Genomic DNA, 23,212 nt, shown 5'->3' with positions numbered 1-23,212 from the left:
GCGGCAGAGGAACAAGGATTAAGCATTATGAGACTTGGATTGGTAATTGACTTGGATGTCTGCGTGGGCTGCCATGCCTGCGCCGTGGCGTGCAAGGAGTGGAATACCTCCGGCACCACCGCGCCCCTGACCGACTACGACCCCTACGGCGCGGAGCCCAGCGGCGTCTGGTTCAATCGCATTCGCCACTACGAAGTGGGCGAGTACCCCAACAACAAGACCATCAACTTTCCCATGTCGTGCATGCACTGCGAAAACGCCGAGTGCGTCACCGTGTGCCCGACCGGCGCCTCCTACAAGCGCGCCGAGGACGGCATCGTGCTGGTGGACCAGAGCAAGTGCATGGGCTGCAACTACTGCTCGTGGGCCTGTCCCTATGGCGCCCGCGAGCTGGATCGCATGTCCGGCACCATGAAAAAGTGCACCCTGTGCATCGACCGCATTTACGACATGAACATTCCGGAAGAGGAGCGGCAGCCGGCCTGCGTGCTGACCTGCCCGGCCCATGCCCGCATGTTCGGCGATCTGGACGATCCGGAAAGCACGGTGAGCCGCGCCGTGCGCAACCGCGGCGGCTATGCCCTGATGCCGGAGCTGAACTACAGGCCGACCAACCATTATCTGCCGCCGCGCAACCGCCCGGCCATTCCCGTGGATGGCCAGTCCGCGCCCAATCTGCAGCGGAAGATCAAGGAATGGGTCAATCAGGTCGTTCAGCGCTAACTAGGTGACTACAACATGCATGCATCTCTTTCGACCATTTTTCTGACCCTGCTCTCGGGCGGGGGCTTCGGCTTGATGAGCCTGATCGTCCTGGCCAACTGGTTGCGCTTGGGCGGCGGTCTGACGGTAGTGGAAACCCTGGTGGCCGGGATCATTGCCTTGGCCCTGGTCAGTGCCGGGCTGATCTCCTCCACCCTGCACCTGGCCAATCCCAAGAATGCCTGGCGCGCCTTCACGCGCTGGCGCACCTCGTGGCTGGCGCGCGAGGGTGTCTTTGCCGTAGCCTTCTATCCCTTTGCCCTGCTGTATCTGGCGGCGACCTGGATCTGGAATACCCCGGATAATCTGCTGGCCCACCTGGCCGGTGCGGGCGCGCTGTTCTTCTCCGTGATCACCGTGTTCTCGCAGGGTATGATCTACGCGGTGCTGCGCACCATCCGCCAGTGGAACACGCCGCTGGTGCCCACTAATTTCCTTTTTCTGGGCGCGGCGCTCGGCGCCACCACCCTGGCCGCCGTCCGGCTGACGACCGGCGGCGCTGCGGGGACGCTGGTCACCGTGGCGGTCATGCTGCTGTTCATGGCGGCCGTGATCAAGACCATCTATTACTTCTGGATCGCGCAGCCGGGCGGCCCGACCATCAACACGGCCACCGGTTTTACCCGGGCGACCGTGCGCATCCTGGATCCCGGGCATACCGCCGGTACCTTCCTGACCGAAGAGTTCGGCAACACGGTGCCGGCGCAGACGGCCATGCTGCTGAAGGTGACCGTTTACGTGCTGGGCTTCATCGTGCCGGCCTGGTTCCTGTACCTGGCCCTGAACGGCGGTCCGGTCTTCCTTGGCCCGGCGGCCGCGCTGAGCGCCTTTGTGGGCATCTTCGTCGAGCGTTGGCTGTTCTGGGCGGAAGCCCAGCACGTCGTCAACCTGTACCACGGGCGGCAGCAGTGCTGAGCGGCTCGCCTCGCTGCTGATACGGCTTGACCCGGTAGCCCCGGTACCGTACATTAGCAAATCAGATCGACTGTAACCGACTCCGAGCATTCGTCCCTAAGGCCTGCGGCTATGGGGCGAAAGCCGGGGTCAAGCTGGAAACGGCTTGGCCTTCCTCTGAAAAGGAGTTCATTGTGGCGCTATCCCCGATCTCGCTGTCCGGCGAGTCGCCCTCTCCCCATATTGCCGGCACCCCGTTCCTGCAGGACCGCTTTGGGCGCGACATCAACTATCTGCGCGTTTCGCTTACCGAGCATTGCAACTTCCGCTGCCAGTACTGCAGTCCTGCGGAAGGCACTCCTTACTTCCGGCGCGAGGACCATCTCCGTCCCGAGGAGCTCGACCTCCTGCTCACGGTGTTTGCGCGGCTGGGTGTGGCGCACGTGCGCTTCACCGGCGGCGAGCCGCTGATCTATCCATGGCTCATGGAGCGGGTGGCGCATGCGCGCGCCTTGGGGATCCCGCGCATCAGTCTCAGCAGCAATGGCTACCTGTTGGATCGTCTGGCGGCGCCGCTCGCCCAGGCGGGGGTCAACAAGCTGAACGTCAGCCTGGACAGCCTGGATCCCGTCCGTTTCTCCCGCATCACCCGCGGCGGCGACCTGGCGCGCGTCCTGCGGGGGCTGCAGGCGGCCAAGACGGCGGGCATTGCCCGCATCAAGCTGAACGTGGTCCTGCTGCGCCACGAAAACTTGAATGAGCTTGGCGATCTGCTCGCCTACGCGGCAGAGCAGGGCTTCGACATCCAGTTCATTGAAACCATGCCGCTGGGCGCGGCGGGCAGCGAGGCCTTGCGGGATGCCTACGTATCGGTGGCCGAGGCGAAAAGCCTGCTTGCCCGGCGCCATGTCCTGCAGCCGCAGGTGCGCGCGGCGGATGAGGGGCCATCGCGCCTGTTCGCGCTGCAGGGTGCTTCCATCCGGGTGGGCTTCATCAGCGCCATCAGCGAGAATTTCTGCAGCACCTGCAACCGGGTGCGCCTCACCGCCACCGGTCGGCTGGTTTACTGCCTGGGTCAGGAGGCCGGCATCGACCTGCTGCCCTTGCTGCGGGGCGGCATCGATGCGGACGGCCTGGCCGACCTCGTTCGCCGGAAAGTTTGGGAGGAAAAGCCGGAGCGCCACTTCTTCGTCGACGAACCGGCGCGCGCGGCACGCGTATTCATGATGCGCCTGGGCGGTTGAGTCGGCCTTGCGTGACACGGGGATCGGCTGCGGGGTATAATTGATTGATTTTCCGTAGATGTTTTGTTGTCTAATAATAGCAGAGGTTGACGCCCTTATGTACGGATTTAAAGAGGTGGACGCGGAGCAGCTCAAGGCGTGGCTGGATCAGGGCGAAGTTCAGTTGATCGACGTGCGCACCCCCGCCGAGGTGGCGCGCGGCATCATTCCGGGCGCCCGGGCCTTGCCGCTGGCCGTGTTACCCATGAGCTTGGATCAGGTTGACAAGAGTCGGCCCGTCGTATTCTACTGCCTGAGTGGCGCTCGTTCGGCCCAGGCGGCGGCCTTTGTGGCGAACCAGGGGCTGGGGGAGGCCGCAAGCCTGCGCGGCGGCATCAACGCATGGATGCGTCATGGCTTTCCAGTGGTGGCGCCACAGTGAGGCGGCTGGCAACAATAAGTCGCCTTTATTAGCAAATTAAAAAATTTAGATTGTCTTGGCACTGCGCCATGTTACAGTTTTGAAATCTGTCGTCAATTGGCCAACAAAGGAGATTAGGTATGGTACAAGAAGACAAGCTGTTGGATGCCCGTGGTTTGAACTGCCCGCTGCCCATCCTGCGCACCAAGAAGGCCCTCGGCGAGCTGAGCTCCGGCCAGGTGCTGAAGGTGGTTGCCACCGATCCCGGCGCCATCAAGGACTTCGAGGCGTTTTCCAAGCAGACCAAGAATCCGCTGCTGGAAAGCTCCGAAGCCGGCGGCGAGTATACCTTCTACATTCAGAAGGCCTAAGGCATTAAATAGGCGGGGCCGCGAGAGGCATCCCCCAATAAGGAGATAGTGATGGACGAGAAAAAGCTGGCGATCATTGCGACGAAGGGGACCCTGGATTGGGCCTACCCCCCCTTGATCCTTGCCTCCACTGCGGCCGCCTTGGGGTATGAGACGCAGATCTTCTTTACCTTCTACGGTCTGCAGGTGCTGCGCAAGGACTTGAGCCACCTCCGGGTGAGCCCGCTCGGCAACCCTGCCATGCCCATGCCCGTGCCTATGCCCAACCTCGTTCAGATCCTGCCTGGCATGGAGGCGATGGCCACCATGATGATGAAGAACAAAATGAAGGCCAAGGGCGTGGCCAGCTTGGAGGACCTGCGGGAGCTGTGCATCGAGGCAGACGTTCGCATGATCGCCTGCCAGATGACCGTCGACCTCTTCGAGTTCGACAAGAGCGATTTCATTGATGGTGTGGAATATGGCGGTGCCGCCATGTTCTTTGAATTTGCCGGCGAGTCGGACATCTGTTTGTACATCTGAGCTCGGCCGGGTGGTTGTGAAGCGTTTTGCCCAATCTAGAATTGGACGCTGAAGGAGATTGCGATGGCAACTTATGCCGAAATGAAAGAGATCTACGACGAAATCCGACAGGACTTTCGTTACGATCATGAGTTGAATGGCTGTTTGAACTGCGGTATCTGCACCGCCACCTGTCCCTCTGCGCAATTCTACGATTACAGCCCGCGGGAAATTGTGCAGCTCCTGTGGACCGAGAATGTGGAGCAGATCTACGATGCCATGCAGGAAAAGATCTGGGCCTGTGCCCAGTGCATGACCTGCGCGGCCCGCTGCCCCTTCAAGAACTCCCCGGGCGGTCTGGTCATGATCATGCGTGAAGTGGCGATCCGCCACGGCATGCAGTCGGCCAAGGACGTGCTGCGTCCCTTCGGGCGCGTGATGTTGAAGCTGATCACCACCGGCAACCAGCTGTCCCCCGACATGATCCAGCCCGACCACTTCCCCGACTGGGGCCCCAACATCCAGAAGGTGGAAGGCGACCTGAAGACCCTCCGCAAAGCCATTCCCGTCCGCACCCTGCAGACCACCGATACGGCCTGGGAGGTATCGCTGAAGACCTCCGTGGAAATGTACACGATCTGGGAAATGACGGGCGTGCTGAAGTCCCTTGAGGCCATGGACGAAAACCTCTACGACGTGATCGAGGACTTCATCGACGAGAAGCGGGAAGACTACGAGGACTGGCTGGAGAGCCAGGACGAGGACTAAGGCAGCGGCGATGCGGTCACTGCTGTGACCCGCCCCGGTAAACTCAAGGAGTGATGCCATGAGCATGAATGACGAAATGAACAAGGGTACGGAAGCACAGGGCGTGGCGGGCCACGGCGCCTTCTTCCAGGCGACCAATCTCAGCGCCCAGGAAGCCGAAGCAGCGACCGCTTGGGTGCGCAAGCACGTGGATCGGCGCACCATCGACCTCGGCGAGCGCATGGATGACGTTCGTGAGCACATGTGGGAGCTGGAGAAGGAGGGCGAGATCATCGTCCACCGCATCCGCGACGAGCATGAGCCGCAGGTGGTGAATACCCTCTTCGGTTGGGAAAAGCGCATTCCCACCAATCGCCTCTGGCATCACAAGTCCTGTGGCCAGTGCGGCAACATCCCGGGCTACCCGACGAGCCTCATCTGGTTCATGAACAACATGGGCCTGGAGTACCTGGACGAGACCGACCAGACCTCCTGCACGGCCTGGAACTATCACGGCTCCGGCATCGGCAACGTCGAGTCGCTGGCCGCCGTGTTCCTGCGCAATTTCCACCAGGCCTACGTCTCCGGCAAGCAGCACGGCCATGACCTGGGCTACTACTATCCCCTGGTGCATTGCGGCACCTCCTTCGGCAATTACAAGGAAATCCGCAAGTATCTGGTCGAGTCCGCCGAGCTGCGCGAGAAGGTCACGAAGATCCTCGGCAAGCTGGGCCGCTTGGTGGACGGCAAGATCGTCATCCCCGAGGAGGTCGTGCACTACTCCGAGTGGCTGCACGTCATGCGCAACCGCATCGCCTCCGACCTGCAGAAGATCGATGTGTCCAACATCCGCGTGACCATGCATGCCGCTTGTCACTATTACAAAATGGTGCACGAGGATGCCATCTACGATCCGGATGTGCTGGGCGGCAACCGCACCGCGGTGGGCAGCTCCGTGGCCCAGGCCCTGGGCGCGCAGCTGATCGACTATTCCACCTGGTATGACTGCTGCGGCTTCGGCTTCCGGCACATCATCTCCGAGCGCGAATTCACCCGTTCCTTCACCATCGACCGCAAGATCAAGGTGGCGCAGGAAGAGGCCAAGGCCGACGTCATGGTGGGCCTTGACACCGGCTGCATCACCACCATGGACAAGAACCAGTGGATCGGCCGTGCCCACGAGAAGAACTACTCCATGCCGATCATGGCCGATGTGCAGTTCGCGGCGCTGGCCTGCGGCGCCGATCCCTTCAAGATCGTGCAGCTGCAGTGGCATGCCTCGCCCTGCGAGGAGCTGGTCGAGAAGATGGGCATCTCCTGGTCCGAGGCCAAGAAGCAATTCGAGCAGTATCTGAAGCAGGTCGAGGCCGGCAACATCGAGTACCTCTACGATCCCGAACTGGCCGTCAAGCACCTGGAAGCACGGGGCTGAACGGGACTGGCGACGAATCTTAAGACACTGAACTAGCGCTTGGAGGCTGAAGTTAAAATGCAAGACACAGTATTGGTTGTAGGCGCCGGTCCGGCCGGCTTGGCGGCGGCCGCCACCGTGGCGGAAGCCGGCAAGAAAGCGATCCTGGTCGAAAAGGAAGACGTGCTCGGCGGTGCCCCGGTCATCTCGGGCTATGCGAAGCTGGTTCCCTCCGGCGAATGGGCCAAGGACGCCATGGGCCGCATGGTGGCGCGCGTGGAGAACAACCCCAACGTGACCATCTACAAGTCCACCAAGGTCACCAAGGTGGACGGCGAGGCGGGCAACTTCACCTGCCAGTTGAGCAATGGGCAGAGCGTCAGTGCCGGCTCCATCGTGCTGGCCACCGGCTTCACCCACTTCGATTCCATCAACAAGCCCGAGTGGGGCTTCGGCACCTACGAGGACGTGCTCACCACGACCCAGATGGAGCAGATGGTGGCCAGCGGCCAAATCCGCTGCCCTTCCGATGGCCGCGTGCCGGAGCGGGTCTGCATCCTGCTCTGCGTCGGCTCGCGTGACCGCCAGATCGGCCGCGAGTGGTGCAGCAAGATCTGCTGTACCGTTTCCACCAACCTGGCCATGGAGATCAAGGAGCTCAGCCCGCAGACCGATGTGTTCATCTACTACATGGACATCCGTACCTTCGGCCTGTACGAGGACAAGTTCTACTGGAAGTCCCAGGAAGAGTTCAAGACCAAGTTCGTGAAGGCCCGTATCGCCGAGGTGACCAAGTCTCCCGACGGCCGCCTGCTGGTCAAGGGCGAAGATACCTTGGTCAAGCGCCCCATCGTGATTCCCATGGACATCGTGGTGCACGCCATCGGCATGGATCCGAACGAGGAGAACCCCGAGATCGCCAAGGTCTTTGGCATCGGCCTCGAGAAGCACGGCTTCATTGACCGCGCCGAGCAGTACACCAACAGCCAGGGCACGACCCGACGCGGCATCTACGTCGCCGGTGCGGCCACGGGTCCCGAGGACATCGACACCTCGATCGCCCAGGGCCAGTCCGCGGCTTCCCGTGCCATCGCCGACCTCTATGCTTCGACCAAGCAAGCCGCAGGCTAAAGGCGGCGGCGGGGGTGAGACGATCACCCCCGCCCAGCTGGCCCTGCCCCTGGATGCCGGCATCTTTCAGCGAGGCTTCAATGCGCTGGCGCAGATGCTGGAGGCGCAGGGCGGCATCGATGCCTACCTGGAACAGTTGCGGGCCAAAGTCGCCTTGTTCCAGTCCTTGTTGAGCCGGGAGCAGGTGCGGAGCCTGGATGCTTCCGCCCTGCATCAGTTGGTCGAGCAGATGTTCACCGTGCGGCGCAAGCTGTGGCCTGTCCTGCACGAGTTGGGGGCCGAGGCGGTCGCCGAGCAGGTTGCCGATCTGCTCTACGGCAACGGTCCGGTGGCGGAGCGGATGCGCCGCTTCGAGGCCGCTATCCCGGCCGAAGGCAAGCCCAAGCGGAGCCTGCGCGACTTCGCCGCCGAACTGCTGCATTTCAACGACCCCGAGCGTTATCCGCTGATGACGCGGTGGGTGTGGGACCAAGGCACGGTTTCCGGTGCCCTGCGCGAGTTCGTGAGCGGCAACGATCACATGCAGGAAGTCCCCTTCGGGGAGGCTCCAGAGGTGTTCGAAGGCGCACGGGCGTGGTTGCGGGAGCGGTTGGCGGAACAGGGGGTGTATCGTGACCTTCCGCTGCTGATCGATCTCATCCTGGCTCACCAGTACAGCGAGTACCTGCGGGCCATGGCGGAAGGGTTCCTGCGCTCCGATTTCGGCGGGCAGAGCGATCCGGCCGAGCATATCAGCAAATTGTTAGGGATTGACTCGCATCGCCGGCAAGGTGCCTCGCGAGTGAAGAAAGAAACCTTGCATTAACCGGGCAGGAGTTAATATGGCCATTCATGAGAAGTCCCTTATTGATCAAGATCGCATTCTGACCCACGACAAGCTCGTGGTGGACGGAGTCGATGTTTCCGGGCACTGGAATACCATGATCACCCCGCGCACGCTGACCGACTACGATGCGCAGTTCGAGCAGGTGATTCAGAGCTATCCGGGCGGCGAGAACGTGCATCGCTGCTGGCAGTGCGGTTCCTGTACCAACTCCTGCACCATGTATGCTCAGAACATCGACTTCAATCCCCGCTACTGGATCTATCTCATCCGCCTGGGCCTGAAAGACGAGTTGCTGAAGGACAAGGACATCATCTGGCAATGCGTGTCCTGCAACAAGTGCACCAACATCTGCCCCAAGGACGTGCGTCCGGAAGGCGTGATGAAGGCGACGGCTCACTGGCTGGAGGAAAACGGCCACACCGAGAAGACCCGCTCCAGCATCTTCGATGAGGAGTTTACCGAACAGTGCCTCGATCATGGTCGCATCGAGGATACCCACGTGCTGGTGAACTTCCTGAAAAAGACCAAGCAGCCGCTGGTGCAGGACTGGCTGGTCGAGTTGACCAAGCGCATGAACAAGCATTTGCCCGTCGGCCATCTCATGCGCATGGGCATGAACATGGTCTTCACCCCGAAGACCAAGTCCTGGGGCCGCACTGGCGAAGTGCTGCGTGAATACGTGAAAGAGCAGAAGGAGGCCATGCATCATGGCTAAGGTTGCATACTATCCGGGTTGCGCGCTGGAAGGTTCCGGCGGCCCCTACGACAAGTCCACCCGTGTGCTCGTCAAGGAGCTCGGCCTGCAGATGGAAAACCTGCAGGACTACAACTGCTGCGGCGCCATGGAGGCGAAGAACATCCACCCCATGCTGCAGACCTACATGTCTGCCCGCAATCTGGCCATCGCCAGCAAGCTGCAGGGCTGCGACACGGTGATGGCGCCCTGCAACGGCTGCTATCACAACCTGAAGAAGGCCGAGTACGAGCTGGCGACTTCCGAGAAGGCGCTCGATACCGTGCAGGATCTCGCTCGCAAGGCGGACGATCCGGTCTTCGAGGGTGACGTGCGCACGGTGCACCTCCTGGAGTGGCTGATGGAAGAGGTGGGCCCCGAGGGCATCAAGGGCCACATCAAGAAGAGCCTGAACGGGTTGAAGGTGGCCAACTACTATGGCTGCATGTACACCCGGCCGCGCCAGATCTTCCCGGAAAAGGATCAGGGCCCCGGCTCCGAATCCTCCTACAAGCCCCACTTCATGGATGACCTGCTGGAAGCGGCCGGTGCCGTCAACGTGGATTTCCCGTTGAAGACCGCCTGCTGCGGCGGCGCCCATACCCTGTCCGATGCGGACACTTCCACGCAGCTGGTGCTGAATCTGCTGCAGGCGGCCGAGGACGCGGGCGCCGAAGTGATCGCCACCGAGTGCCCGACCTGCCATTCCGGCCTGGAGATGCATCAGGTGCGTGCTGAAACCGAGTTCGGCATCAAGACCAACGTCAAGATCATCTACTTTACCCAGTTGCTAGGCATGGCCATGGGTTTGTCCCCGCGCAAGGTCGGCGCGACCGACAACGTGAGCGACTCTCTGGATCTCCTGAAGTCCAAGGGTCTGGCCTAACAACGATCTGCACCGGGGCGCGCATGATGCGCCCCTTTTTTTGCCTGCGTTTCAGAGGCTCAGTCTTGATAGATGGAACCCTATGGAATTTCACGGCTGCGAGTTCAGACCCGAACTCTACTATGACGACGAATACCAGGTCTGGGCCCGTCGCGAGGATGACGGCACCCTGACGGTGGGCATGACGGACATTTCCCAGAGCATCGCCGGGAAGATCCTGCACGTCCGGGTACGCCGACCCGGCACCCGCCGCCCGCCCGGCAAGCCTGTTGCCACCATTGAAAGCGGCAAGTGGGCAGGGCCGGTGCCCAATTTCTTCGACTGCGTGATTGCCGAGGCCAACGAGGAAGTCCTCGAGGACCCCAATCTTCTCAACATCGAGCCCTATGAGGCCTGGATCGCCCGGGTGGAGCCGGTGGGCGGCCCCGAGGCGGCGCTCAGCGTCATGCTCACCGGTGAGCAGGCGTGGGAGGGCTACAAAGCCCGTTGCGAGCGCGACAACATCACCTGCGAACGGGGTATCCGGTAAGTCATGGAAAAACATTTCGTCGATCACGAAGAGCAGAGCGTGGTCATCGTCATGACCAGCGGCCCCAGCACGCCGCAGCGTTGCGCCACGCCCTTTTACCTGGGCGCCTTATTGTCTTCCATGGATGCTGACGTTAAGATCTTTTTCACCATGGAAGGCGTGCGCCTGATGGAGCCGGGGGTCGCGGAAAACATGGCCGCCATGGAGGGGGGGAAGCGGATCATCGAATTCATCCGGGATGCCAAGACCGCCGGGGTGAAATTCTATGTTTGTCGTCCCGCCATGCCTGGCTATAAGATGGAGGAGGGCAATCTGATTCCGGAGGTCACCGCGACAGCCAGCGCGGGCGATCTCGCCGACCTGATTCTCACTTCAGACCGGCTGCTGTTTTTCTGAAAACCAAGTTTTGTCCGTGAGTTTGTCTGATCCGTAGAAGAAGGGTGCTCACCCACCCGGCGGATCGGCTTTTCTTTTACCCTTAAGGAGGAGAATATGGGAACTGTTCGTGGTTGTAACATTCCGGAAGACCTTTACTACAACGTCGAAAACAACGTATGGGTGCGCAAGGAAGACGACGGGACAGTCACCGTCGGCATGACCTCCTACGCCTGCTCCCTGGCCGGTGAAATCGTTTCCTACACCCCCAAGAAGGTGGGCAAGGAAGTGGCCAAGGACAAGTCCGCGGCAACCGTGGAATCCGGCAAGTGGGTGGGCCCCCTGAAGAGCCCCGTGACCGGCGAGATCACCGCCACCAACGCCGATGTGGCGGCCAATCCCGGCCTGATCAACAAGGATCCCTACGGCAACGGCTGGGTGGTCAAGCTCAAGCCCTCCGACTGGGCCGGCGAGTCCGGCGAGTTGAAGACCGGTGCTGACGCCCTGAGCGCTTTCGAGGCCAAGATGGCCGCGGACGGCTTCGGCGGCTGCTAGTCTGTCTGGGGGCAGGGGCTGGCGCCCTTGCCCCTTCCTTACCGAATTTACGCGGGGTTGATATGAGTTCATGGCTGGATGCGGTGGCACAAGTCGAGGCGCTTGAGGATTTGGTCCTGGATGCGGAGCTTGTCGCCGACATGCAATCCCGGTGGGCCCATCTGCAGGGCAGCAAAACCGGCCAGGTCAATTTCTATACACCCTCTTTCAAGCATCACGAAACATCCGAAGTCGCCGCCTGCGGGAAGAACGCGTTTCCCGCCATTTCCATCACCGGCGGTGACTGCAAGCTGCAATGTGATCATTGCAAAGCGAAAATTCTCGAGCCCATGATCCCGGCGCGCACGCCTGAGGATCTGGCCCGGCTGGCGGACGAGCTGGTGGCCGACGGGGCGCGGGGCATGCTCCTGAGCGGCGGCTCCGATCACCGCAACGTAGTACATTACGAGCCTTACTTCCCCACCGTCCGCCGCATCAAGGATCAATATCCCCATCTGCAGATCGCCATGCACACGGGCCTGGCTACGCCGGAGTTCGCCCGCGGCATGGAGGACGCCGGGGTGGACGTGGCGATGATGGATGTCATCGGCTCGCAGGACACCATCACCCAGGTCTATCACCTGAAGCGCAGCGTGGACGACTTCGAGGCCTCCCTGGAGGCGCTGGTGTCCACCAAGATGAAGGTGGTGCCCCATATCGTGCTCGGCCTGCACTACGGCAAGCTGCTGGGCGAGTGGAATGCGCTGGAGATCGTGCGGCGCCACGTGCCCGACGCCCTGGTGCTGGTGGTGATCATGCCCCACTATGCGCCGTCGAGCCGGCCTTTCGCCACTCCGGAGACGCGTGAGATCGGCAAGTTCTTCATCGACGCCCGCGAGGCGCTGCCCGACACGCCGGTGCTGCTGGGTTGTGCCCGGCCCTCGGGCATGCATCGCATGGTGACGGACACCTATGCGGTCATGGCCGGCCTGAACGGTGTCGCCTTCCCCTCGGACGGCATGTTGGCGCTGGCCAAGCACTTGGACCGCGACGTGCGGGTCACGCCGTCCTGCTGCTCCATGGTGGTCGGCGAAGAAGTGTTGGCGCTGACCTCCGGCGAATCGGGCAGCGTGGTGCTGGATTACGTGCCGAGCGCACCCAAGCGGCGCATGAGCATCCGGGACATTCCCGTGGTGGTCGCCAATTAGGGCGGAGCCGCCCAGGATCGTGAGGGTCTGAGATGTCGACAAGGTGGCGGATCATCGACACGGGACTGCGCTCGGCGGCTGAGAACATGGCCCTGAACCGCGCCCTGCTGGAAGCGCACCAGCAGGGACGCATCCCCAACACGCTGCGCTTTCTGCAGTTCCGGCCGGCCGCGCTGGTCGGCTATCACCAGTCGGTCGTCCAGGAACTGCAGGAGGACTACTGCCGGGCCCAGGGCGTGGAGATCCAGCGGCGCATTACCGGCGGCGGCGCCATTTATTTCGATCCCGGCCAACTGGGCTGGGAACTCTATTTCAACAGGCGCGACCTGGGCCGGGCCGAGATGGCCGGCATCTCGGCTGCCATCTGCGAGGCGGCCGCCGCCGGCTTGAGCAAGCTGGGCATCGCGGCGCAGTTCCGCCCGCGCAACGACATCGAGGTGGAAGGCCGGAAGATTTCCGGCACCGGCGGCGTCTTCGATGGCGATTCGGTGCTGTTTCAGGGTACGGTGCTGGTGGACTTCGATATCGAGGCCATGCTGCGGGTGCTGCGCATCCCGGCGGAGAAGCTGTCGGCCCATGCCATCGCCTCGGCCCGCGAGCGGGTGACCTGTCTGCGTACCCTCTTGGGCACGGCGCCGGATCTGGCCGCGGTCAAGGGTGCACTGCGGCAGGGCTTCGGCGAAGGGCTCGGCCTGCACTTCGAGCAGGCCGGCCTGAGCGAGGCCGAGGAAGCCTTGTTCGCCCAGGCGCTTCGCGAGATCGACGATCCCGAATGGATTTATCTGGTGGACCGTCCGCGCCAGGAGCTGCCCACCCTGTCCGTTGCCTACAAGGCCCCGGGCGGACTCATCCGGGTAGAGGCGTTGGTGGATGATTACAAGGGCCGGCTGGCCCAGATCCTTTTCACCGGCGACTTCTTCGTCAACCCCAAGCGGCTGATTGCCGATCTGGAAGCGCATCTGCGCAACGTGCGCCTGGATGAGGTGCCTGGGCGCATCAGGGAGTTCTTCGCCAGTCGCGAGGCGGACATGATGCTGCTGACTCCAGAGGATTTCATCCACGCTTTTGCGCTGCTGCTGGAGCATCGCGAGCAGGCGGCGCGGCAGGTGGGGCAATGACCGCGACCGCCGTGGACGTCCTGGTGGTGGGCTGCGGCCCGGCCGGGGCCAGCGCCGCCTACCGCGCCGCCGAGGGCGGGGCGCGGGTGCTGGTCATCGACAAGCGCGCCGAGATCGGCGAGCCGGTGCAGTGCGCCGAATTCGTGCCGACTCCCATGCTGCCCTACACCCGGGGCGAAGGCGTGCTGGCCCAGCAGGTCGAGGGCATGCTCACCTTTCTGCCGTCGAGCGCCAGCCACCGCAGTGCCTTCCCCGGCCTCATGATCGACCGCGGCGCCTTCGACCGGGCGCTGGCGGCCAAGGCCGTTGCCGCCGGCGCCACGCTGTGGACCGCGGCCCGCCTGCTGCGCTGGGATGGCGATACGGCCGTGCTGCGCTATCAGGACAACGAGCATCTGATCCGGCCGCGCGTGCTCATCGGCGCCGATGGCCCGCACAGCCTGGTCGGACGTGCCGTCGGGGTGCCGGACCTGGAGGTGGTCTATACCCGCCAGTACACGGTCCCGTTGCGCCGGCCCTATGCCGACACGGACATTTTTCTATCCGACGCCTTTCCGGGCGGCTACGGCTGGCTCTTTCCCAAGGGCGAGGTGGCCAACCTGGGCATCGGCGCGGATCGCCGCTTCGAGGACAATCTCAAGGCGCCCTTGGAGAACCTGCACCGACAGATGGTGGAGCGCGGACTGGTGGGCGAGGAGATCCTGGGGCGCACCGGCGGGGCGATTCCGGTCAGTGGCCTGCGGCGCATGGTGCACGGCACCACGCTGCTGGTGGGCGACGCGGCGGGCCTGACCCATCCGATCACCGGTGCCGGCATTCCCGCAGCCGTCATCAGCGGCGAGCGGGCGGGGCGGGCGGCGGCGGCTTACCTCAAGTTCGGCGACGAAGCAGAGTTCGCCGACTTCGAGGAGGACATGCAGGACCAGTTCGAGACCACGCTGGCGCGCGCGGTGGCGCGGCGCAAGGCTTTGGAGCAGGTCTGGCGGCGGCCCGCGGCGCACGACGACAGGGTCATGCGGACCGGTTGGATCGCTTTTGAGGAATACTTCGCCGCGTAACGGCAGCTTGGTCGGGGCGGGCCGCTTTTCTGAGGCATCCCTGCGGAATTGGGAAGAGGGCGGGGTTTCGCGAGCAAGCTCGCTCCTACAAACCAGGGGCAACGGGATTGACCCGTCGGCGCCCATTACACAACAGCTTAGAGTCATGGAGACCGAGGAGGCAATTTATGAGCGCTGCACCTGAACATCTCAACACTCCCCAGCCGGTGACCTTCTACCGGCCGAACTACAACATCAAGACCCCGGAGATGCGCTCGCCGGAGTACATCCAGATGAGCACCGCGGCGGCCATCACCCTGGGCCTGATTCCCGGCGTCATGCACCGTACCGCCTGCACCCATTGCCTCAACCTGCTCATGACCTATCCCGAGGGTTGCCGCGCCAACTGCACCTACTGCGGCCTGGCCCGCCACCGCGAGGAAGCGCGCGACTACGCCGACCGCAACTTCATCCGCGTCGACTGGCCGACCGTGCGGGTGGACGAAATGCTGGAAAAGATCGCCGCCGCCCACGACAAGGGCCAGTTCGAGCGCATGTGCATCAGCATGATCACCCACCCCAACTCCGACCATGACACCCGCGTCATCCTGAAGCGCTGGATGGAAGTGGCCCCGCATATCCCGGTCTCCATCCTATCCAACCCCACCACCATGCAGAAGGAAGATCTGATCGAGCTCAAGAACCTGGGCGCCGACATCTTCACGGTGGCCCTGGACGCGGTCACGCCGGAGATCTTCGAGCGCACCCGCGGCAAGACCGTGCAGAGCCCGCACCGTTGGGAGAAGTACTGGCAGGCCATCGAATGGGCCGCCGAGGTCTTCGGCCCCGAGAAGTTCGGCGCCCATCTCATTTGCGGCATGGGCGAGACCGAGCAGGAGATGCTGGAGGTCTGCCAGAAGATCAAGGACATGGGCGGCCACAACCACATGTTCGCCTTCTTCCCGGAGAAGGGCTCCATGATGGACGACTGGGACGCCGTGCCCCAGGACCAGTGGCGCCGCGTGCAGCTGGGCCGCTTCCTGATCGACTACGCCGGCGGCAACGTCAAGGACATGAGCTTCGACGAGTACGGCCGCGTGGTGGACTTCGGTTATCCGCAGGCCGAGCTGGAGGACATCATCAACTCTGGCAAGCCCTTCCAGACTTCCGGCTGCCCCGGCAAGGACGACGAGGAGGTGTCCGCCTGCAACCGGCCCTACGGCGACTCCTCGCCCTCGGACATCCGCTCCTTCCCCTTCGCCCTGAACAAGGGCGACGTGGAAATCGTGCGCCGGCAGATGCGCCTGCAGGAGCTGCGCTGCGACTAAAGGGTGGAGTTGCTGGGCTTTCAAAAGGCGGCCTTTGGGCCGCCTTTTTCATGTCCGACGTTTAGAAAAATCTTATATTTTCATGTGCCTTAATATCTGATTTTTATCGTCGAATACAAAAGTTTATTTCTACGCTTTGTTGCGCATGCGCCAAAACGTGCTAAAACTCATAAAAGGCAGATGGGCTGCCGCTACAAAATAATGGGGAGAAACGAATGCACAGAAAAATGATACGTAAACGCAACATTCTTGCAGCATCAATTGCGCTGGCCTATGCAGCGCCCGCGCTGGCCACCAACGGCCACGTCCTGCACGGGGTGGGTTCCATCAACCAGTCCATGGGCGGCGCGGGCATCGCCACCTCCATCGACGCCATCGGCTCCAACCACAACAACGTCTCGTCCACTTCCTTCATGGACCAGAGCTCGGTGGAGTTCGGCTTCGAACTCTTCATCCCCGACCGCAGTTATTCCGCTACTGCGCCTACCGCATTTCCCGGTGTTTCTGCATCAGGGACGGTGGACAGCGAAACGCGCGAGTCACCGATTCCGTCCATGGGCATCGTCTATAAAACCAACAGCCCTTGGACCCTCGGCTTCACCGCGCTCGGCATCGGCGGCTTCGGCGTCGATTACCCCGGCGTGAATCCAGCTACCTGTCCCAGCTGTAATCCGCTGGCTGTGCCTCAATCCGCCGGTGGCTTCGGCTCCATCTATGCCAACTACCAGTTGCTGCAGATGACCCCCTCGGCGTCCTACCAGATCACGCCGAACTGGTCGGTGGGCGCCGGCGTGAACATCGATTGGTCGTCCTTGGCGGTCAATCCGTTCCCGGCCACCCCCCCGAACGCCAGCGGCTACCCGGATGCCCTGCACACCGCCACCGCCTGGGGCTGGGGCTTTACCCTGGGCACCACCTACAAGCCGATGCCGAACCTGGCGCTGGGCTTGTCCTTCAAGAGCCCGCAGTGGTTCCAGGACTTCAAGTGGAACTCTCAGTATCCGGACGGCTCGCCGGCCACGCCCAGCTTCAAGCTGGACTATCCGATGATGATTGGCGCGGGCTTCAGCTACAAACCGATTCCGGAGTGGATGCTGGCGGCCGATCTCGAGTGGATCAACTACAGCGACACCGACGGCTTCCAGGAAAGCGGCTTCGACAGCAGCGGCAGGGTTCGGGGCTTCGGCTGGGAGGACATTTGGACCCTGGGCCTGGGTACCCAGTACATGGTGACCCCGCGCTTGGCCTTGCGGGCCGGCTACAACTACGGCCAGAATCCGATCAAGGGGGATCAGCAGTTCTTCAACGTCTTCGCCCCCGCCATCGTGCAGCACCACGTCAGCCTGGGTGCGGGTTACCAGTTGACCAAGAACCTGGCGTTGAATGCCGCCTTCTATCACGTCTTCGAGAACGAGGAGTCGGGGCCGATCATCAGCAGCGGGGCGCCGGGGTTCCCGCCCATGAACACGGCTGTTCCCGGCTCGAATGTGACCAACAAGCTGAGCGAGGACTCCGTCTCCATGCAGATGCAGTTTAAATTCTAAATCATCTAGCCTCGCATTGATATTGCAATCCGGGTCCCCAAGGCCCGGATTTTTTATTGACGTAGAGCCTATGAGACTAAGATTCTGACGGTGTTGCGCTAGGCAGCGTTGTGGCTGTTTTAAACGAAATAATCAAGTCCTAATATTTTTAAATTATTCTATTCTGAGTCTTAATCCATCGATAAACAATTTTAGATTTGCCGCAAAGCCATAATGTGTATGCTAGTACACAGACTGAGCGCGAGTGCTGGCGATGCGCTGGATGGATGGGCTGATCGGCACCCTCGCTACGTTTTTTCCGCTTTGAAGAACAAAGCAAGGCAGACCTCCTGCTTTTTGCAGCTCTTCCCCGAAGTAGCGGGTAACCAGTGAATGAAGCCTGCCCCTGAGCAGGCAGATCCCCTGCGGCCTCAAAAAAGGAATGTAAATGCGTAAATCCAACCTGCTCGCGGCTTCCGTGGCGCTGCTCTACGCGGCACCCGCGCTGGCCACCAACGGTCACGTCCTGCACGGCATCGGCTCCATCAACCAGTCCATGGGCGGTGCCAGCATCGCGACTTCCCTGGATGCCATCGGTTCCAACCACAACAATGCCTCGTCCATCTCCTTCATGGACCAGAGCTCCATGGAGTTCGGCTTCGAACTCTTCATCCCCGACCGCAGCATGTCGGCCGATACCACCGTATTCGGCCCCTTGGGGAGCAGCGGGACTGTGGAGAGCGAGACCCGAGCGGCACCGATTCCGTCCATGGGCATCGTCTACAAGACGCAGGGGCCGTGGACCCTCGGTTTCACCGCGTTGGGGATCGGCGGCTTCAGCGTGGATTATCCTGCCAACCCCTTTGTCGCGGGTGCCGGCAACTCCAACCCCTTGGCCGCGCCTCAATCCGCCGGTGGCTTCGGCTCCATCTATGCCAACTATCAGTTGATGCAGATGACCCCCTCGGCGTCCTACCAGATCACGCCGAACTGGTCGGTGGGCGCCGGCGTGAACATCGATTGGTCGTCCTTGGCGGTCAATCCGTTCCCGGCCACCCCCCCGAACGCCAGCGGCTACCCGGATGCCCTGCACACCGCCACCGCCTGGGGCTGGGGCTTCACCCTGGGCACCACCTACAAGCCGATGCCGAACCTGGCGCTGGGCTTGTCCTTCAAGAGCCCGCAGTGGTTCCAGGACTTCAAGTGGAACTCTCAGTATCCGGACGGCTCGCCGGCCACGCCCAGCTTCAAGCTGGACTATCCGATGATGATTGGCGCGGGCTTCAGCTACAAACCGATTCCGGAGTGGATGCTGGCGGCCGATCTCGAGTGGATCAACTACAGCGACACCGACGGCTTCCAGGAAAGCGGCTTCGACAGCAGCGGCAGGGTTCGGGGCTTCGGCTGGGAGGACATTTGGACCCTGGGCCTGGGTACCCAGTACATGGTGACCCCGCGCTTGGCCTTGCGGGCCGGCTACAACTACGGCCAGAATCCGATCAAGGGGGATCAGCAGTTCTTCAACGTCTTCGCCCCCGCCATCGTGCAGCATCATGCCAGCGTCGGTGCCGGCTATCAGCTGACCAAGAATTTGGTGCTGAATGCCGCCTATTACCATGCGTTCGAAAATGAGGAGTCGGGTCGGGTCGTCAATCCCGCCGCAGGGCCGCTGGCGGGCACCAGCGTGACCAACAGGCTGAGCGAGGACTCCGTCTCCATGCAGATGCAGTTCAAGTTTTAAAGGCCGGAGACACAGCGAAATCCGGATTCGCAAGGATCCGGATTTTTGTTGCGCTCGCAGCGCAGCATGGAAGTGGTCGGATATGGCTGTTGCCGTGCAGGCGACACATAATGCTTCCCCGCGGCACCCGTTTCGGGACTTGTCTTGCATGCCTCTATCAGTGCACACTAATACCCGACCAAATTGATACGGAATAGCGCGATGAAAACCATTCAACTCACCGACGTCAGTGCGCTCAAGAACGAGCTGAACAAGTACCGGAAGGGCAAGAAGCTGGAAATTCCCCGCTTCAATCAGCTGGCCCGGCTGGCCTATCTGGGGCGGTTGGTGATGACGCCTTTCGACCTGGAGGACCCGAGCGTGGAGTCCTACCTGGTGCACGTGATGCCGCCGGAGGGCATGGCGGCCCATTTCATCGACCTGGACGAGGACCTGCAGGACGCCATTCTGATCCTGGACGCCGAGCAGGCCAAGGCCATCATCGAAGTCCTGCGTCAGGGCGTGCAGGATCGGGCGCGCTGGTATCAGGAGCTGAACCAGCGGGATTTCTACTTCAACGCCTTCTACAAGCCCAAGCCCGAGGGCGGGGAGTCCGGCCAGGAGGGGTGAGGCCGGCCTTGCCGCAATCGCTGCGGGCCCGCTGGATCGACTTGGGCGACGTGGCGCCGCGGGCGTTGCATGCCGCCTACATGGGACTGGCGGCCAGCCAGGCGGTTGATGCGCCGCCGCTGCTGCTGTGGGGGCGCAGTGGGCCGCATCTCAGTCTGGGCGCCTCCCAGGAGGCCGCGCTGGAGCTGGATCCGGCGGCCTGCCGCACGCAAGACATCCCATGGATCAGGCGTCCCCTGGGTGGCGGCACGGTGCTGGTGGACGGTCGCCAGTACAGCTTCTTTTTCGTGCTGCCCCGCGCCTTCGATGCCCGCCGTCCTCCGCTTCAGCCGCAGGCGCTCTTCGATTTCCTGGCACCGGCCATCGTCGGGACGTACCAAGCCCTGGGCCTGCCGGCGGCGGCGCAGGGCAGACATGATTTCTGGGTGAATGGCCGCAAGATCGCCGGCACCGGTTCGGGCCTGCTGGGGCCGTGCCAGGTTTTTGCCAGCAGCTTCATGCTGGACTTCGACGCGGCTTTGTTCGCCCGCCTGGTGGCGGCGCCGTCCGCCGGGTTCCGGGCCTGGTTGGCGGAAGCGCTGGCCGAGTCGATGACTTCCTGGCGCGCCGAGGGAAGCGTGCCGGCGCCGACGGCGCTGGCGGCGGCCCTGCGTGCGCAGGTGGAGCGGCATCTGGGCTGGCGCCTGGAGGAAAGCGCGCCGACGCCCTCCGAGGCGGCCGCCATGGCCGCGGCCCTGGACGAGGTGGAGGCGGACGAATGGGAGGCGGAAAGCAGTTCGTCCAAGCGGCGCGTGCCATACGGCATCAAGGTGAAGGCGGACACCTATCTGACGGAGCGCCACTGGGATGGGGAGTGGGTGCGCATTCTCACCCGTGCCGGCCGGATCGCGCGCGTGGCCGGGGCCGGCCCGCTGATGCAGGCGGCGATCACCGAGGCGGTGCTGGGTTGCCGGCCAACCGCGCCCGAGCTGGAACCGCGCCTGCGGTGTCTCGGGCCGGCGGCGGCACGGCACTGGGCCGAGCGCATACGGCAGACGGCCCATGTGGAAGAGAATGGCTAGAGAGAACGAAGCATGAGCGACAAGACACCGACCATTCAGCGGCGCTTGCAGCGGGCCTACATCGTGATGTCTTCGGACCCGGAGATCATCGCGGCGTTGCGGGCGGCCACGCCGGCCGGATGGGAGATGAAGGCCGTGACGGATCTGGAAGAAGTGGGCGAGTGGCAGGAAATCCTGCTGCATCGCTTCATCCTGGTGGATCTCGACGAGGTGGACGTCTTCGATCCGTTGGCGCCCATCCGGGAAGTGCGCACCGAATACATGCTGCAGACGCCGATTTTCTGCTTTGGCGGGGATGAGGTGGTGCGGGATCAGGCGCGGTTGGCCCGGGCGGACCGGTTCTTCGGGCGCGAGGAAATCGTGCGGCGCTTGCCGGAATTTCTGGAACAGTTCGGCTGGGGTGGGTAAGGGGCGCCGCGACCGCGGTACCCCTTGCCGACAGTCGGTTCAGCCGACCCAGACGTGCGCTTCGACATCCAGGCGCAGATCGACGGTCTCGCTGCGGCCGCCGGCATTGACCGTGATGTTGGCGATGCGCACGCCCGGGGTGTTGAAGCTGACTTCGCAGCTGAAGGTGCCGGGGAGGGCAACGGTCTTGCTGCACAGCACCTTGCCTTCCGCCTCCAGCTCCACGTTGGCCTGACCGCTGCCGTCCAGCATGAGCTGCACGCGGAAAGGATGGCCCGCCACCCGGCGGTAGACTTGCGGGTCACGGTTGGCGTTGTACTGCAGGTTGTTCAGCTTGACCATTTTGATCAGTTTCTGGCTCATGTGCCCTCCTTTATGAGCGAATAAGAAAAATTTGTAGATCTATCGGACGTTTGAAGGATACGTGGGGGCCTATGCTAAACGAAATTTTTACTGGACGATAGAGTGGCGGACGCCATATCGGGAGCGGGGTCGATGGAAAGCAAAAATGACTTGCCAGCAAAGCTGGATGCGGTAAACACCGCGCTGTTCGGATTGGAGCGGCGCCTGTCCCAGGGAGAAAAGCTGCCCCTGTCGGAGACGGTCGATCAAGCGATTGCCTTGGTCGAGGACATCCTGCGCGCCTTCGCCGATGCCGAGGGGAAGCCCTACGCCGAGTCCGACCGCATCCTCGAGTTGTGGAAAAAACTGGTGAAAGGCGAGCCTACCTTGAATACAATCCGCGACAACTGTCGGGAACTGGTGTACTACCGCAACTGCATCGACATGCAGCGCGAGGACGCCCTGCCGCCGCATCCGGAACGGATGGCCGTGCGGACCGCCCGCCACATCTACTTGTACATGCGCAGCCGCGCCGAGCAGCGCGGCATGCTGCAGGAAGACTGACGCCATACCAGCTTTAGCCAGCGGGAGAGTGAATGGAAACCATGCGCACAGCCGCCGACCAGGCCCCTTTTTATCAGCCGGTCGGCAACGAGGTGGAGATTTTCGAGGCGGCCTACCGCAAGCGGCTGCCGGTGATGCTGAAGGGGCCGACGGGCTGCGGCAAGACCCGCTTCGTGGAATACATGGCCCATCGTCTGCGCCGGCCGCTGATCACGGTGGCGTGTCACGAGGATCTCACCAGCTCGGATCTGGTCGGTCGCTTCCTGCTGGAAGGAGCGGAAACGGTCTGGCAGGATGGCCCGCTGACCCAGGCGGTCAAGACCGGAGCCTTCTGCTATCTTGATGAGATCGTCGAGGCGCGCACGGACACCACCGTGGTGATCCACCCCCTGACCGATCATCGCCGCCACCTGCCCCTGGAAAAGCGCGGGCAGGAGATCCAGGCCCACGACGACTTCATGCTGGTGATCTCGTACAATCCCGGCTACCAGACCGTGCTCAAGGATTTGAAGCCCTCCACCAAGCAGCGCTTCGTGGCCTTGACCTTCGACTACCCGCCCGAGGAGATCGAGGCGCGGATCGTGGCCCACGAAGCGGGCGTGGACGCGGCCCTGGCGGGCAAGCTGGTCGCCGCGGCGCGCAAGGCCCGCAACCTGAAGGACCATGGCCTGCAGGAGGTGACTTCCACGCGGGCGCTGGTCTACGCGGGCAGCCTGATGGCCAGCGGCGTGGCACCCCTGGAGGCCTGCCAGGTGGCTATCGTCAATCCGCAGACGGATGATGCCGAGCTGGCGGAGGCGTTGATGGAGATTTTTCGGGCGTATTTTGGATAAGTGGAGCGGGTTGGACTGGGCTGAAATTGGTTCAGTCCAATGGGGTTGAGGGTTGGAGCGGGCTTCCGCCCGCGGGTGCTTGGGTGTCGGGGGTTG

At 62.6% G+C, this 23,212-nt stretch carries 28 protein-coding genes and 1 riboswitch; of the genes, 26 read left to right on the top strand and 2 right to left on the bottom strand.

Annotated elements, in window-relative coordinates:
- Positions 1–39: 39 nt before the first annotated feature.
- From G579_RS0105340 to G579_RS0105270, 15 genes are all read left to right on the top strand, one after another.
- Positions 40–723: a 4Fe-4S dicluster domain-containing protein gene (locus tag G579_RS0105340; protein ID WP_330700679.1), complete on the top strand. Its 684-nt coding sequence runs from the start codon at positions 40–42 to the stop codon at positions 721–723.
- 15 nt (positions 724–738) lie between these two features.
- Positions 739–1,677 (top strand): dimethyl sulfoxide reductase anchor subunit family protein, encoded by a 939-nt coding sequence (locus tag G579_RS0105335; RefSeq protein WP_028989356.1) that lies wholly within the window; start codon positions 739–741, stop codon positions 1,675–1,677.
- Positions 1,678–1,745: 68 nt separating this feature from the next.
- A riboswitch (molybdenum cofactor riboswitch) is annotated at positions 1,746–1,860 on the top strand.
- Positions 1,851–2,900: a GTP 3',8-cyclase MoaA gene (gene moaA / locus G579_RS0105330; RefSeq protein ID WP_230973799.1), complete on the top strand. Its 1,050-nt coding sequence runs from the start codon at positions 1,851–1,853 to the stop codon at positions 2,898–2,900. Its footprint overlaps the riboswitch before it by 10 nt.
- Before the next feature lie 97 nt (positions 2,901–2,997).
- The gene (locus G579_RS0105325) at positions 2,998–3,321 is read left to right on the top strand and encodes a rhodanese-like domain-containing protein (protein ID WP_028989354.1); all 324 of its coding nucleotides are present in this window, start codon (positions 2,998–3,000) and stop codon (positions 3,319–3,321) included.
- A 119-nt stretch (positions 3,322–3,440) separates the two neighbouring features.
- A complete protein-coding gene (locus G579_RS0105320) occupies positions 3,441–3,671 on the top strand; it encodes a sulfurtransferase TusA family protein (RefSeq protein WP_028989353.1) in 231 nt (76 codons plus the stop codon).
- Between the two features lie 51 nt (positions 3,672–3,722).
- On the top strand, positions 3,723–4,193 hold the full coding sequence (dsrE2, locus tag G579_RS0105315) for a sulfur carrier protein DsrE2 (RefSeq protein WP_038018316.1): 471 nt from the start codon (positions 3,723–3,725) through the stop codon (positions 4,191–4,193).
- Positions 4,194–4,256: 63 nt separating this feature from the next.
- Positions 4,257–4,940, top strand: coding sequence for a 4Fe-4S dicluster domain-containing protein (locus G579_RS0105310; protein ID WP_211218658.1), 684 nt, complete (start codon positions 4,257–4,259; stop codon positions 4,938–4,940).
- 58 nt (positions 4,941–4,998) lie between these two features.
- Positions 4,999–6,351 carry a heterodisulfide reductase-related iron-sulfur binding cluster gene (locus G579_RS0105305; protein WP_051180901.1) on the top strand — a complete coding sequence of 451 codons (1,353 nt, stop codon included), beginning with the start codon at positions 4,999–5,001 and terminating at the stop codon, positions 6,349–6,351.
- A gap of 57 nt (positions 6,352–6,408) precedes the next feature.
- Complete coding sequence (locus G579_RS0105300) at positions 6,409–7,461, top strand: CoB--CoM heterodisulfide reductase iron-sulfur subunit A family protein (RefSeq protein ID WP_028989349.1); 1,053 nt, start codon at positions 6,409–6,411, stop codon at positions 7,459–7,461.
- Positions 7,415–8,266, top strand: a complete 852-nt coding sequence (locus tag G579_RS0105295; protein ID WP_230973798.1) for a hypothetical protein — start codon at positions 7,415–7,417, stop codon at positions 8,264–8,266. The genes G579_RS0105300 and G579_RS0105295 overlap by 47 nt, the downstream gene beginning before the upstream one ends.
- A 16-nt stretch (positions 8,267–8,282) precedes the next feature.
- Positions 8,283–9,002 (top strand): 4Fe-4S dicluster domain-containing protein, encoded by a 720-nt coding sequence (locus tag G579_RS0105290; RefSeq protein WP_028989347.1) that lies wholly within the window; start codon positions 8,283–8,285, stop codon positions 9,000–9,002.
- Positions 8,995–9,906 carry a CoB--CoM heterodisulfide reductase iron-sulfur subunit B family protein gene (locus G579_RS0105285; RefSeq protein WP_028989346.1) on the top strand — a complete coding sequence of 304 codons (912 nt, stop codon included), beginning with the start codon at positions 8,995–8,997 and terminating at the stop codon, positions 9,904–9,906. The genes G579_RS0105290 and G579_RS0105285 overlap by 8 nt, the downstream gene beginning before the upstream one ends.
- Positions 9,907–9,988: 82 nt before the next feature.
- Positions 9,989–10,435, top strand: coding sequence for a glycine cleavage system protein H (locus G579_RS0105280; protein WP_028989345.1), 447 nt, complete (start codon positions 9,989–9,991; stop codon positions 10,433–10,435).
- A gap of 3 nt (positions 10,436–10,438) precedes the next feature.
- Positions 10,439–10,831: a DsrE family protein gene (locus G579_RS0105275; RefSeq protein ID WP_028989344.1), complete on the top strand. Its 393-nt coding sequence runs from the start codon at positions 10,439–10,441 to the stop codon at positions 10,829–10,831.
- A 96-nt stretch (positions 10,832–10,927) separates the two neighbouring features.
- Positions 10,928–11,365, top strand: coding sequence for a glycine cleavage system protein H (locus tag G579_RS0105270; RefSeq protein WP_038018313.1), 438 nt, complete (start codon positions 10,928–10,930; stop codon positions 11,363–11,365).
- Between the two features lie 68 nt (positions 11,366–11,433).
- On the opposite strand, the gene G579_RS19435 is transcribed toward G579_RS0105270, so the two are convergent.
- The gene (locus G579_RS19435) at positions 11,434–11,670 is read right to left on the bottom strand and encodes a hypothetical protein (protein ID WP_230973797.1); all 237 of its coding nucleotides are present in this window, start codon (positions 11,668–11,670) and stop codon (positions 11,434–11,436) included.
- 24 nt (positions 11,671–11,694) lie between these two features.
- Between G579_RS19435 and G579_RS0105265 the strand changes: the two genes are divergently transcribed.
- The 9 genes from G579_RS0105265 to G579_RS0105225 all read left to right on the top strand — a co-directional run bounded on the left by G579_RS0105265 (position 11,695) and on the right by G579_RS0105225 (position 21,377).
- A complete protein-coding gene (locus G579_RS0105265; protein WP_230973796.1) occupies positions 11,695–12,552 on the top strand; it encodes a radical SAM protein in 858 nt (285 codons plus the stop codon).
- Positions 12,553–12,584: 32 nt separating this feature from the next.
- Entirely contained in the window at positions 12,585–13,670 is a 1,086-nt protein-coding gene (locus G579_RS0105260; protein ID WP_028989341.1) for a lipoyl protein ligase domain-containing protein, read from the top strand.
- Entirely contained in the window at positions 13,667–14,728 is a 1,062-nt protein-coding gene (locus G579_RS0105255; RefSeq protein ID WP_028989340.1) for a geranylgeranyl reductase family protein, read from the top strand. Before G579_RS0105260 ends, G579_RS0105255 begins: the two co-directional genes overlap by 4 nt.
- 167 nt (positions 14,729–14,895) lie before the next feature.
- Positions 14,896–16,035: a radical SAM protein gene (locus G579_RS0105250; RefSeq protein ID WP_028989339.1), complete on the top strand. Its 1,140-nt coding sequence runs from the start codon at positions 14,896–14,898 to the stop codon at positions 16,033–16,035.
- A 215-nt stretch (positions 16,036–16,250) separates the two neighbouring features.
- Positions 16,251–17,579, top strand: a complete 1,329-nt coding sequence (locus G579_RS0105245) for an OmpP1/FadL family transporter (RefSeq protein ID WP_081662607.1) — start codon at positions 16,251–16,253, stop codon at positions 17,577–17,579.
- 427 nt (positions 17,580–18,006) lie between these two features.
- Positions 18,007–19,299, top strand: coding sequence for an OmpP1/FadL family transporter (locus tag G579_RS0105240; RefSeq protein WP_028989337.1), 1,293 nt, complete (start codon positions 18,007–18,009; stop codon positions 19,297–19,299).
- Positions 19,300–19,500: 201 nt separating this feature from the next.
- Positions 19,501–19,908 (top strand): hypothetical protein, encoded by a 408-nt coding sequence (locus G579_RS0105235; RefSeq protein ID WP_028989336.1) that lies wholly within the window; start codon positions 19,501–19,503, stop codon positions 19,906–19,908.
- A gap of 8 nt (positions 19,909–19,916) precedes the next feature.
- A complete protein-coding gene (locus tag G579_RS0105230; RefSeq protein WP_038018310.1) occupies positions 19,917–20,969 on the top strand; it encodes a lipoate--protein ligase family protein in 1,053 nt (350 codons plus the stop codon).
- A 12-nt stretch (positions 20,970–20,981) separates the two neighbouring features.
- Positions 20,982–21,377 carry a hypothetical protein gene (locus G579_RS0105225; RefSeq protein ID WP_028989334.1) on the top strand — a complete coding sequence of 132 codons (396 nt, stop codon included), beginning with the start codon at positions 20,982–20,984 and terminating at the stop codon, positions 21,375–21,377.
- Between the two features lie 39 nt (positions 21,378–21,416).
- Here G579_RS0105225 and G579_RS0105220 read toward each other — a convergent pair whose 3' ends face one another.
- Positions 21,417–21,740 carry a hypothetical protein gene (locus G579_RS0105220; RefSeq protein ID WP_028989333.1) on the bottom strand — a complete coding sequence of 108 codons (324 nt, stop codon included), beginning with the start codon at positions 21,738–21,740 and terminating at the stop codon, positions 21,417–21,419.
- A gap of 132 nt (positions 21,741–21,872) precedes the next feature.
- Here G579_RS0105220 and G579_RS0105215 point away from each other — a divergent pair, with 132 nt between their 5' ends.
- The gene (locus G579_RS0105215) at positions 21,873–22,283 is read left to right on the top strand and encodes a hypothetical protein (protein WP_028989332.1); all 411 of its coding nucleotides are present in this window, start codon (positions 21,873–21,875) and stop codon (positions 22,281–22,283) included.
- 32 nt (positions 22,284–22,315) lie between these two features.
- Positions 22,316–23,116 (top strand): CbbQ/NirQ/NorQ/GpvN family protein, encoded by an 801-nt coding sequence (locus G579_RS0105210; protein ID WP_038018307.1) that lies wholly within the window; start codon positions 22,316–22,318, stop codon positions 23,114–23,116.
- Positions 23,117–23,212 lie beyond the last annotated feature (96 nt).

Origin of the sequence: Thermithiobacillus tepidarius DSM 3134 (genome assembly GCF_000423825.1) — a bacterium.
GTDB lineage: Bacteria > Pseudomonadota > Gammaproteobacteria > Acidithiobacillales > Thermithiobacillaceae > Thermithiobacillus > Thermithiobacillus tepidarius.
Note: the sequence above shows the minus strand (reverse complement) of the source record. Positions and strands in the feature narration are given on the sequence as shown.

Coding starts and splice junctions, on each gene's coding strand:
- G579_RS0105335 (WP_028989356.1), top strand. CDS start 739: ATGCATGCATCTCTTTCGACCATTTTTCTGACCCTGCTCTCGGGCGGG.
- G579_RS0105325 (WP_028989354.1), top strand. CDS start 2,998: ATGTACGGATTTAAAGAGGTGGACGCGGAGCAGCTCAAGGCGTGGCTG.
- G579_RS0105320 (WP_028989353.1), top strand. CDS start 3,441: ATGGTACAAGAAGACAAGCTGTTGGATGCCCGTGGTTTGAACTGCCCG.
- dsrE2 (WP_038018316.1), top strand. CDS start 3,723: ATGGACGAGAAAAAGCTGGCGATCATTGCGACGAAGGGGACCCTGGAT.
- G579_RS0105310 (WP_211218658.1), top strand. CDS start 4,257: ATGGCAACTTATGCCGAAATGAAAGAGATCTACGACGAAATCCGACAG.
- G579_RS0105305 (WP_051180901.1), top strand. CDS start 4,999: ATGAGCATGAATGACGAAATGAACAAGGGTACGGAAGCACAGGGCGTG.
- G579_RS0105300 (WP_028989349.1), top strand. CDS start 6,409: ATGCAAGACACAGTATTGGTTGTAGGCGCCGGTCCGGCCGGCTTGGCG.
- G579_RS0105290 (WP_028989347.1), top strand. CDS start 8,283: ATGGCCATTCATGAGAAGTCCCTTATTGATCAAGATCGCATTCTGACC.
- G579_RS0105285 (WP_028989346.1), top strand. CDS start 8,995: ATGGCTAAGGTTGCATACTATCCGGGTTGCGCGCTGGAAGGTTCCGGC.
- G579_RS0105280 (WP_028989345.1), top strand. CDS start 9,989: ATGGAATTTCACGGCTGCGAGTTCAGACCCGAACTCTACTATGACGAC.
- G579_RS0105275 (WP_028989344.1), top strand. CDS start 10,439: ATGGAAAAACATTTCGTCGATCACGAAGAGCAGAGCGTGGTCATCGTC.
- G579_RS0105270 (WP_038018313.1), top strand. CDS start 10,928: ATGGGAACTGTTCGTGGTTGTAACATTCCGGAAGACCTTTACTACAAC.
- G579_RS19435 (WP_230973797.1), bottom strand. CDS start 11,670: ATGATCACATTGCAGCTTGCAGTCACCGCCGGTGATGGAAATGGCGGG.
- G579_RS0105265 (WP_230973796.1), top strand. CDS start 11,695: ATGATCCCGGCGCGCACGCCTGAGGATCTGGCCCGGCTGGCGGACGAG.
- G579_RS0105260 (WP_028989341.1), top strand. CDS start 12,585: ATGTCGACAAGGTGGCGGATCATCGACACGGGACTGCGCTCGGCGGCT.
- G579_RS0105255 (WP_028989340.1), top strand. CDS start 13,667: ATGACCGCGACCGCCGTGGACGTCCTGGTGGTGGGCTGCGGCCCGGCC.
- G579_RS0105250 (WP_028989339.1), top strand. CDS start 14,896: ATGAGCGCTGCACCTGAACATCTCAACACTCCCCAGCCGGTGACCTTC.
- G579_RS0105245 (WP_081662607.1), top strand. CDS start 16,251: ATGCACAGAAAAATGATACGTAAACGCAACATTCTTGCAGCATCAATT.
- G579_RS0105240 (WP_028989337.1), top strand. CDS start 18,007: ATGCGTAAATCCAACCTGCTCGCGGCTTCCGTGGCGCTGCTCTACGCG.
- G579_RS0105235 (WP_028989336.1), top strand. CDS start 19,501: ATGAAAACCATTCAACTCACCGACGTCAGTGCGCTCAAGAACGAGCTG.
- G579_RS0105225 (WP_028989334.1), top strand. CDS start 20,982: ATGAGCGACAAGACACCGACCATTCAGCGGCGCTTGCAGCGGGCCTAC.
- G579_RS0105220 (WP_028989333.1), bottom strand. CDS start 21,740: ATGAGCCAGAAACTGATCAAAATGGTCAAGCTGAACAACCTGCAGTAC.
- G579_RS0105215 (WP_028989332.1), top strand. CDS start 21,873: ATGGAAAGCAAAAATGACTTGCCAGCAAAGCTGGATGCGGTAAACACC.
- G579_RS0105210 (WP_038018307.1), top strand. CDS start 22,316: ATGGAAACCATGCGCACAGCCGCCGACCAGGCCCCTTTTTATCAGCCG.